This is a genomic window from Frankia umida (assembly GCF_023242945.1).
GTDB classification, from domain to species: domain Bacteria; phylum Actinomycetota; class Actinomycetes; order Frankiales; family Frankiaceae; genus Frankia; species Frankia umida.
Window position 1 is genome coordinate 101383 of the sequence record NZ_JALKFT010000019.1, and the last position, 4264, is coordinate 105646.

Genomic DNA, 4264 nt, shown 5'->3' on the forward strand with positions numbered 1-4264 from the left:
CGGCCGCCTCGTGGGGGCGCCGCCAACCCATCTCCTGGCCGGCCCGCGCGGCCGGGGCCGCGACCATCCGGGCGGCCGCGGCGGCGATGGCACTGTCGTGGTTGAGGATCGAGAGCACCAGCGTCTCCAGCAGGACCGCCTCCCCGAAGGTGCCCTCGACGACGAGGACGGGGGTGCCGGCGAAGAACGGCTCGCCCTCGGCGAACGCGTGGATGTCGCCGTGGAAGCGGTAGTCGGCCAGCCACGCCGCCGTGGCCTCGTCGACGACCCCGTCGGCCCGCAGGACGTCGAGTTCGGCCGGTCCGAAGTGGAAGTCGGCCAGGGCCTCGAGCAGCCGTCCGGTGCCGGCGAGCACGCCGAAGCGGCGGCCAGGCGGCAACGCGCGAGTGAAGACCTCGAAGACCACATGGCGGTGGGCCGCGCCGGACTGCAGAGCGGCCCGCAGCATGGTCAGCTCGTAGCGATCGGTCATAAGTGCCGTGGACACCCGAACAGGGTAGGGACGATGCCCGTCAGATGCGCGCCGAGCGGTCACCGCGCGGCACGCGGCAGCGGCCGGGCGGGCCGCCGGAGTGGCCGTCGGCCGGTCGCCCACCCGGCAGCCCGCCCCGCGCCCACCGGGTCGACACCACACGGCACACATCGCCCACATCGACAACCGAGCGCACGAGAAGAACGGAGGCAGCGGATGGATTACCGGGGACGGTAAGAGCACAGCGGGCCACTATGCGATGGTCTTCACTGTGGACCACAGCAATGCGGGCATCTTCCTTGTCGTGGTCGGCGGCGCGCTCCTTGCGCTGCTGGTGTTCGGCGCGCGGGCGGGACGTGGGATTGCGGGTGACTTCTGGGGCCGGGTCCGCTTCCTGCGCTGGATACTGGTGGCGATCGTTGTCGTGATCATCTGGGATCTTCACGACGGCCTGTCAAACGGATGAGACCCATCCTGCAGGGTCACGGGACGCCACCAGACCGCCCCGAAGGGGAGTGGTCGATTTATGTCACTGCGCTCGCAGATGCCCGACTCGTTATGCTCACTTCGCGTAACACGTTTGTCGGACGAGAGGACTGCAGGTGACTGGTCACACCTGGCTCTGGACTCCGCCGCGGGCCACTCCGGCCAGCGTCGGTGTCGGCCAGCTCCTGAGGGCCTATCGGCAGGCCCACGGGCTGACCCAACAGCAGTTGGCCGATCGACTCGGTTTCGACCAGTCGTACGTCTCCAAGGTCGAGAGCGGTCGGCGGGCGATCCACGACATCTCGACGCTGCGTCACATCGCCCGGAACCTGTCGCTGTCCCCCGAGGACGTGGGTCTGGCCCCCGGGGCGATGAACGACCGGCGCCGCGAGGCCGTCCCCCGCAGCGCCGCCGGCGAGCAGATCGCCGCGAGCCAGCGGGCCTGGCGGCTGACCCGTGACCATCTCAACCACCACCGGATCAGCCTGGCCCGCGCGGCCGTGCGGCTCTATCCGGAGACCGACCGGCTCGGCAGCGGGCTGCTGTCCCGGCCGGGCTGGGTGTGGGACCGGCCGGTCGACATCGACGACGTCCAGCTGCACTGGCGCGACGACGTCGAACCGCCACTGATCAAGGGCGACGAGCCGGAGACCGCCGGCAGCCGTCCGCTGCTCGGCGGTGCGAACGCGCAGACCCGCTACCAGCGCTACACCCGGGCGATGCGGGATCTGGACCGGCCGACCCTGTTCGAGAACCGGCTGAGCTTCCGGCTGGTCGACGTCAGCGGGGATGGCACCGCGCCGGCGAGCGCGACCAACCGGCCCACCCTCGGTTTCGGCCACACCACCTACTTCGACGCGGTCGACGTGTGCGAGACCGTGGCCCACGAGGCGGCCGCGGCGATGGCGGGTACCGGTCTGTCGTGGCCGGCGCTGCCGTTCCGGGCCCGGATCGGCAGCCCGTTCGACTTCGCCCGTCGGGTGGCACTGCCGTCCATCAACACGCTGACGATCCGCCATGACCGGGGCGGGCAGGCCAGCTTCTTCCTGCATCGGCGCAGCGCCGGCTCGGTGGCCACCGCCGGTGGGGTCTATCACGTGATCCCCGCCGGAGTGTTCCAGCCGTCCGGGATCACCGCCGTGCACCATCAGGCCGACTTCGACCTGTGGCACAACATCATGCGCGAGCTCAGCGAGGAGCTGCTCGGCAACCCCGAGCACGACGGCAGCTCGTCCCGCCCGATCACCTACGAGACGGACGAACCGTTCCGTTCGTTCGAGCAGGCCCGGCGGGCCGGGACGATGCGCGTGTCGTACTTCGGCCTCGGCCTCGATGCGTTGACCTTGTTCGGCGAGATACTCACCGTCGTGGTCATCGACGCGGACGCCTTCGACAAGCTCTTCGGTGGAATGGTGCAGAGCAACACGGAGGGATCCGTTGTCACCGCGGGCCCCAACCGGGCGGTGACCGAGGGCATCCCGTTCACCCATGCGGCGCTGCGGCGTCTGGTCGACACCGAGCCGATCGCCCCGTCTGCGGCGGCCTGTCTCGAACTCGCCTGGCGCCACCGGGAGACCCTGCTGCCCGGCCTTCGGGTGCGGGCCGGCGCCTGAGCCGGGACGGGCTGATCCGCACCATGCGCGTACTCGTCACCGGCGCGTCCGGCTTCATCGGTGCGGTGGTCACGGATGCCCTGGCCGCCGCGGGCCACGCGGTGACGGCGATGGTCCGCGACCCGGCCGCGGCCCCCACCTTCGCCCCGGGGGTCGAGGTCGTCGTCGCGGATCTGCTGCAGTCGCCGACCCTGGCCAGGGCCGGCGTCACCCGCGGCTTCGACGGGGTGTGCCATCTGGCCGCGCTGACCCGGGTCCGGGAGTCCCGCACCGCGCCCCTGCGGTACTTCCAGGCCAATCTCACCGGCACCGCCAACCTGCTCACGGCGCTGGAGGCAGGTACCGAGCGGACCGGGGTGGCACCCGCGTTCGTGTTCGGTTCCAGCTGTGCCGTCTACGGCGACATGGACCTCACCGGTGTGCCGGAAAGCCGCCGGCCCGACCCGTCCAACCCCTATGGGGCGTCCAAGCTCGCCGCCGAACGGCTGCTGGGCCACCAGGCCGGCACGGGGCTGCTGGGCGGGGTGATCCTGCGGTCGTTCAACGTGGCCGGGGCGGCACTGGGGCATTTCGACTCCGACGACAGCCGCATCATCCCCGCGGCGATCGCGGTCGCCAGCGGCCGGCGCGACGTCTTCCGGGTCAACGGGGACGGCCGGGCGCTACGTGAGTACGTGCACGTCGGGGACATGGCCGCCGCCTACCTCACCGCGCTCACGATGGCCGCGCCCGGACGCTGCGCGACCTACAACGTGGGCAGCGGGGTGGGGGTGAGCGTCATCGACGTGCTGGCCGCCGTCGGCCGGGCCAGTGGACGTCCGGTCCGCCGGGTGCACTGCCCACCGGTCGCCGAACCGCAGGCGCTCATCGGGGACAGCCGGCGCATCCGCGCGGAGCTTGGTTGGAACTCACCGTGTTCCAGCATTGAACGGATCGTCGCCGACGCGTGGCACCACGGCCGGGCCGCCGGTAGCACCGGCGTGCCGCCTCGGCAGCGCAACGTGCCGATCATCACCTGATCAACCCACCCGCCCCACCCTATGATCATGAATGGCTTCCCCGACCCCGAAGGGCTGGCTGTGATGAGGGCGGACCTACCGGCAGGCCCACGGCCCTGCCATGTCTACGACTACGACGGCGAGCACCTCGGTTCCTTCACGAGCTGGTCGGCCGCGCACGAGTGGGCGCATCTGCAGGCGGCGATGGGCGGCGTCCTGGGACCCCTGGAGGTCGAGGACCGGCACGCCGGTGAACATCGTCAGGTCTGGGTGGACCGCTGCGCCGACGTCGGCCAGGCGGCGGCCGCGCAGCTGTGTGACGTTCTCGACGCCGCGACCCACATCCCCACCCAGACCCGCCGCCCCGGCTGACCGGGCCGGCACCCTCCGGCCTGACCCGACCACCCGACCAGGGCATCGGTGGCATCCCGGGTCGGCTGGGTCGACATCACGGCGGTTGCGCCGCAGACTGTCCGCGAGCGGACATAGCGTCCGGCTCGTCGCGAGGGTTGACCTATCCTCTGAAACCGAACGCGACGAAGCTTCCCGTGCCACCGGAGCTCGACAGGTCCGGCCACGGGCCACCCGACGGCATGCCTGTGCAGCTGGGCGCACTAACCTCGATCTTTCGCCTGCTGGGCGTGTGAGGTCCCGTGAGGACCGCCCGCTGTTTTCGATGTTGAGTTTTGCTGTCG

The 4264-nt window shown here is 71.1% G+C and carries 4 protein-coding genes and 1 pseudogene; 4 read left to right on the top strand and 1 reads right to left on the bottom strand.

Translation table 11 applies throughout. From position 1 onward, the window contains the following. Window positions 1-487: pseudogene (locus MXD59_RS18105) on the bottom strand (nicotinate phosphoribosyltransferase); the annotation flags it as partial. Window positions 488-731: 244 nt separating this feature from the next. Here MXD59_RS18105 and MXD59_RS18110 point away from each other — a divergent pair. The 4 genes from MXD59_RS18110 (at window position 732) to MXD59_RS18125 (ending at window position 3941) form a co-directional block, all read left to right on the top strand. Further along, on the top strand, window positions 732-938 hold the full coding sequence (locus MXD59_RS18110) for a hypothetical protein (RefSeq protein ID WP_248825872.1): 207 nt from the start codon (window positions 732-734) through the stop codon (window positions 936-938). A gap of 136 nt (window positions 939-1074) precedes the next feature. Beyond that, window positions 1075-2571: a helix-turn-helix domain-containing protein gene (locus tag MXD59_RS18115; protein WP_248825873.1), complete on the top strand. Its 1497-nt coding sequence runs from the start codon at window positions 1075-1077 to the stop codon at window positions 2569-2571. Window positions 2572-2594: 23 nt separating this feature from the next. Next, window positions 2595-3590: an NAD-dependent epimerase/dehydratase family protein gene (locus tag MXD59_RS18120; protein WP_248825874.1), complete on the top strand. Its 996-nt coding sequence runs from the start codon at window positions 2595-2597 to the stop codon at window positions 3588-3590. A gap of 63 nt (window positions 3591-3653) precedes the next feature. Next, window positions 3654-3941, top strand: a complete 288-nt coding sequence (locus MXD59_RS18125; RefSeq protein WP_225437958.1) for a hypothetical protein — start codon at window positions 3654-3656, stop codon at window positions 3939-3941. Window positions 3942-4264 lie beyond the last annotated feature (323 nt).